The sequence below is a fragment of the Porcipelethomonas sp. genome (genome assembly GCF_051893655.1).
In the GTDB taxonomy this organism is placed as follows: Bacteria; Bacillota; Clostridia; order Oscillospirales; family Ruminococcaceae; genus Porcipelethomonas.
On record NZ_JBJFHN010000141.1, the window covers coordinates 1 to 5965 of the forward strand.

The following is a 5965-nucleotide window of genomic DNA, read 5'->3' on the forward strand; positions in this document are numbered from 1 at the left end:
ATAAATTCCGGAAAGGACGTTAAAATGGCAAAATCCAAAACTGTATATGAATGCAATCAATGCGGATATCAATCAGGAAAATGGTACGGCAAATGCCCGGACTGCGGTTCATGGAACACATTTGAAGAAGTGGAACAGTTCACACCTTCAAAATCCTCCGCTTCAAAAAAGAATGTTGACCTGACCGACAAAATTCTCGAACTTGAAGAAATTGATGTAGATGATGATGTAAGATATAAAACGGGGATAAATGAATTTGACCGTGTTCTCGGCGGCGGACTGGTAAAGGGTTCCATTGTTCTTCTGGGCGGTGCACCGGGAATCGGCAAGAGTACTCTGCTTTTACAAATTTGTCAGTATCTGGGTGAAGAATACTCCATTCTTTACGTTTCCGGAGAAGAATCAGCACGACAGATAAAAATCAGAGCACAGCGTCTTAATGTCGACACGGATGGTCTGTATATACTTACAGTAACTGATGCTGAAGCAATATGTGATACAATTTCTTCCAGCAAGCCTGACATTGTTATAATCGACTCTATACAAACCATGAATATTCCTCAGATCACATCAAGTCCCGGCAGTCTGACTCAGGTGCGTGAATGTACCAATCTTTTTATGCATACAGCAAAAAGTCTGGAAATTCCGATTATCATTGTAGGCCATGTAAACAAGGATGGTGCAATTGCAGGTCCTAAAGTTATGGAGCATATTGTTGACGCTGTTTTATATTTTGAAGGTGAACGTAATATGACCAGCCGTATTCTGAGAACTGTCAAAAACAGATATGGTTCCACCAATGAAATCGGTGTATTTGAAATGATGGATAAAGGTCTTGAAGAAGTTGAAAATCCGTCACAAATGCTTCTCTCAGGACGCCCTGAAAATGTTTCCGGAACATGCGTCACCTGTACTATGGAAGGACTCAGACCTATTCTTGCAGAAATACAGGTACTGGCAACAAAAAGTGGTTTTTCTGCACCCCGCCGCATGTCAAAAGGATTTGATTTCAACAGAATGGCAATTATTATTGCAGTACTTGAAAAACGTGCCGGAATGTTTTTTGGTTCTCTTGACGTTTATCTGAATGTTGTAGGCGGATTCAGTATTAATGAAACAGCCGGTGACCTTGCAGTAGCATTGTGCCTGTATTCAAGCCTTTTTGATAAACCGTTAAATGAAAATACTATTGCATTCGGTGAAATCGGTCTGGGCGGAGAAGTCCGTGCCGTTTCAAATATTATTCAGCGTGTCAGGGAAGCTCAGCGTATGGGATTTGAACAATGCATAATTCCCAGACAGTCTTTGAAGTCAATGGATCAGAATGATTATTCTATTAAATTAATTGGTGTGTCTGATATAAAAGAAGCTTTTAAGATTTTTGATTAAATGAATAAAGGGAGTCTATGCGACTCCCTTTATTTTATTCATAATATTTTGCATGTCTGAAAAACAGCTGTTTTGTAAATGGATCGAAAAATATATCATCATTTCCAACGCCCATAATTTCATACTCTGTTTTATAAAATACAGGAATAAAATAAAAATCATTCAAAATAATCTGCTCTGCTTTAAGATATGTTTCTACGCTGTTATTATAGTTATCCAATGACTTAAGTTCTTTGATAATATTATCAAGTTCTGTATTAGAATACCCTAAATCATTATATCCTGATTTAAATTTCTCCAGAATTGCTGAAGGACTGTTATAATCCCCTGTCAGCGGATATATTGCCATAGTATAGTCATTATCTTTAATTCTTTGTGCATATTCATCTTCCGGTACTTCTTCAATTCCAATGTAAAAGCCAAAAAGAGTCTGCCAGTTCTGAGTTACCAGGTGAAGATATTCAGTATCCATAAGATTTTCCGGCACAAGAATTTTTATATTATCCAGAGATTTTTTATCCATAATAGACATGCCTTCTTCATAGTATGATACGGCAAGCTCAGGATTATAATCAATACTTGTTCCATCAGCTGTCACTGAAGCTGTTTTTTCTGAATTCAGTTCCCTGTAACTTTTATTTAAAAAGGATACTCCTGGCGGAATAACACCATAAGCCGGCTTTAAATCTTCAGAAAGATTCCCCTCAAAACCAGCTTTGTCTATACCATAAGCCAATGCTTTTCTGATATTTTTATTGCTGTAGCCTGAATCCTCCGGATTAACAATTATACCCAAAGTATAATTATCGTACTGTTTCACAATATTTTCCTTAGTATTTTTCTTGTCATTCATAAATGTCAGAAGAACATCTGATTCCCCGTCCCAGAAACTTGCCTCAGATTCCTGTCTGGAGTCTTTTATGTAGAAATTCAAGAAAGACGGATATATTTTATCATGCTTATCATTAGCCAGATTACGCTGCATATAAACAAAATTATCATGACCATAAGGATCATAAAACCATTGTCTTACAAAAAATGCACCATTTGACATTACCGATTTATCATCAAGTCCATAACGGCCCTTAGTACTGTTAAAAAAATCTTCATTGCATGGCATTGCCGCCGTTGATGCCAGTGAATTCAAAAAACCTGCATTGGCATAGTCAAGCTCAAAAACAAGTTCAGTGTCACTTGCAGCTCTGACTCCGATTTCCTGATAGTCCTGCTCGCCCTTAACGATGCCTTCAGCATTTTTCAGACATAAGAAGGACTCCTTATGAGGAGAACAGGTTTCCGGATTAAAAATCCTCTGAAAAGCAAAAACAAAATCATGAGCAGTTACAGGATAATACTCCCCGTCATCAACCTCTTCATTTTCGTTATCATCAAAAAACCAGTAACAATCCTTCTTCAGTTGAAACGTATAAGTCAGTCCGTCGTCTGATACAGTATAGCTGTCGGCAACACCGTTAGATAATACTCCGCTGTCATCCATAGTCATTAGTCCCAGAAACAGATTTCCGATCACAGTCATAGAGTTTTCATCAGAAGCATATTGCGGATCAAGGCTTTCCGGATTTCCGGGCATAGCGTAATCAAATGTGTAATTTGCACCGTCCGACTTAGTTTCATTGCATCCCGTTAAAAACACCGACGAAGCCACTACTGCCGCTGTAAAAACAGATAATATTTTTTTCAATTTGTTCTCTCCCTTTTGTGTCTCATACACTTTCCTTTTTATTAATAATTATACCATTTTTCTCATTTTCGTTCAATAGCAGATTTAAACATTTTTATATATAATTTTTTTAATTATATTTATGGATATAAAAAACGGGAAGCACTACGCTCCCCATTTTTATTATTCAACACCAGTAATTACTCTTCTGAGCTTAATCGCATCAAGAACATTTATTTTTCCGTCACCATTAACATCAGCTGCATCTGTATCTGCAATAGTTACTGATATTTTTACGAGATATTTCTGGAGCAAAACAAGATCTGTGGTATTTATACTGCCATCCTTGTTAAGATCTCCGGCACCTGCACTGACGATTGGCGTATTACCATCCGGTTCTGTTCCGCCTACCAGCACCCCGTCAGAATAAACACAGATATTTGCTGCTTTTTCAGGAGAACCTTCATATAAGTTACTTTCAACTTTCAGCATTCCCTGTAAACTCCAGTCATCGGAAGAATCCCATGGCGTACTCCAAGAACCAATCTGGAACTGATACTTTTTATTTGAATTAGCAATAGCATAGCCGTCCCACTTTACCTCTACATAATAAATATCATCCTTGTAAAGATGCGGACCGCTTAAAACACCGTCTGCACCGTCCTCAACCTCTGCCTGATCATAAAGCTGATTAACCTGCATATCAGAAACAGATGACATTCCGGCAGCACAGAAATAATATCTTACAGAAATATCCTTTTTAGGTTTTACAGAATCTGAACAAACATACATTGTGATTTCTGTACATCCTATTCCTCCGTTTTGAATCTGTTCTGTATAGAATCCCTCAACCCAGTAATTATTTCCGCCGGATTCTCCTCCTGAATTTTTATCCGGAGGCGGAAAATCAGGAGTAACTTCCATTGATTCATCTCCGAAAAATTCATAAAGTCCTGCGCATGCACCAACAAATGCGGCATTATAGTCTATTGTAACCTCATTGTAAACATATTCTTTTGTAAGGTCAATATGCTCATCATTTGCATCCGGACCTCCTACCAAAGCACCATAAAGTACATGTTTCTGCTCAGACGTATCCTCGCATCTTGAAAGTCCTGAAGCGGCTCTGTGGTGCGGATATTTCACGGCATTTTCATTATATCCAACAACATATGCTGTTCCTGCATTATTGTTGCCGAGAAGATATTCCATCTGTCCCTTTGCCCATTCACTGTATTCTGATGGTTTGCCGTTATTGTTATATTTATCATATACAAGAGCTGCAAGCTGTGCGGCAGTATTGTAACGTGCTGAGCCCCATTTGTCCAGGAAGAAATATCCCTGAGGAGATAACGTACCCATTACTCCGTTCATACAGTTCTGAATCTGCTTTTCAATCTGACTCCAGAAGTCTGAAATTTCATATTCATTTTTTCCGCTTATTGTCCTGTATCGGTCAAGAATGCTTCCGTCTTCATCATTACATTCAGATATCAGACACATTGCACCTGTCCAGACATCGTTCCAGTTGTGTACATATGACGGCGGAGCATAGTAATCATTTCCCAGAACTCCTAGTGCCTCGTCCAGATAAACAGTATTTTTGGTAGCCTTATAAAGCCACATTCCTGCCCAGCAGTAATCATCTTCCCATTTTGAAGATCTGTAAAAACTTCTCGGACCATCCTCATTATCACTTAATTCTTTATCATGTGACATAGCAAATTCATACAGTGCCTCTGCATAGTCAAGGCATTCATCTGCATAAGTTTTATCAGTATCCTTAAAATTCAGATAATTTACAGCCAGAGAAGCAGCTGTTGCAGCCACATAATCAGTCTGTGGCTTTTCACCCGTCAAAAAAAATCCCTTTCTTTTCATACTGTCATTTTCGGGAGCATTCCAGTAATCATGATCTATTTCGCCCTCTCCCACCTGATAGCAGAATGCCACTACATCTCCGTTCTGGTCACGGAAAGTACATTTCATAAAGTAATCATTAAAATAGCGCAGGATAGTTTCAATATGATCATCCTGTCCGGTTTTGGCATATGAATCTCTGAACTCATAGTAGCCCCATCCCAGAGTAGAACCCGAATACGCCTCAGGCATTCCGAATTTGACATGATCGCCGGCATCATGAAATCCTCCGGAAACATCCACATATCCGTCACCGTCCGGATCCAGAATATCTTTGTACTGTGAAATAAAGCTGTCAGATAAATTTGTATACTCTGTATTCAGCGGAAGCTGGGAGTCATAGGTATGGCAATCCCCTCTCCATGAAAAACGGGTATTTTCATCCACATCATTACCGCACATATTTGCATCATATAAATATTGTGAATATTGCAGAGCTTTTGCAAAATTCTCATAATCTTCTGCTGCTGACACATACTGCGTCATTTGTACAGTCGGTGCAGACAAGCAAAATGCCGCCGTAAATACTGCTGTAGCTGCACAAGACAACCTTTTTAGCAATTTCATATCTTTACCTCCATTATAATTATATTTTTTTAATTATAACATATTGCCGAAATTATTTCAACATATTTTAAAAATAATTAAAGTATAAACAAAATACCGTCCATAGCGGACGGTATTTTTAATATATACTATTGCAAATGTACAAAGTATTTAATTATTTTGTAACCAGATCAACGAGTTTAAGCTCTGGATTACTGAATTTCTGAGCAAGATACTTAGCGATTGTAGCTGCATCACGTGTGCTGAGATCACGTTTGCCATACCAATCAGTTTCCTTACCTTCCTTAACAACACTTTCATCAACATTTGCAAGGAACAATGCGAATTCACCCTCTTTACCAGTCAGTGTTGTTTTCTTTGAACCGTACAGCTGAGCCAGATCCTTAGCAATTGCTGCTGCATCACGGG

Annotated in this window: 4 protein-coding genes; 1 reads left to right on the forward strand and 3 read right to left on the reverse strand. The window is 38.4% G+C overall.

Features of this window, described 5'->3' with window-relative positions; genetic code table 11:
- Positions 1-24 precede the first annotated feature (24 nt).
- The gene (gene radA, locus ACI4WO_RS08655) at positions 25-1389 is read left to right on the forward strand and encodes a DNA repair protein RadA (protein WP_439807164.1); all 1365 of its coding nucleotides are present in this window, start codon (positions 25-27) and stop codon (positions 1387-1389) included.
- Positions 1390-1423: 34 nt separating this feature from the next.
- Here the strand turns inward: radA and ACI4WO_RS08660 are convergent, their stop codons facing one another.
- From ACI4WO_RS08660 to ACI4WO_RS08670, 3 genes are all read right to left on the reverse strand, one after another.
- Positions 1424-3091, reverse strand: a complete 1668-nt coding sequence (locus tag ACI4WO_RS08660) for a peptide ABC transporter substrate-binding protein (protein ID WP_439807161.1) — start codon at positions 3089-3091, stop codon at positions 1424-1426.
- Between the two features lie 162 nt (positions 3092-3253).
- Entirely contained in the window at positions 3254-5557 is a 2304-nt protein-coding gene (locus ACI4WO_RS08665) for a glycoside hydrolase family 9 protein (RefSeq protein WP_439807162.1), read from the reverse strand.
- Positions 5558-5711: 154 nt separating this feature from the next.
- Positions 5712-5965: hypothetical protein (locus tag ACI4WO_RS08670; RefSeq protein WP_439807163.1), on the reverse strand; the 254-nt coding region annotated here is incomplete at its 5' end.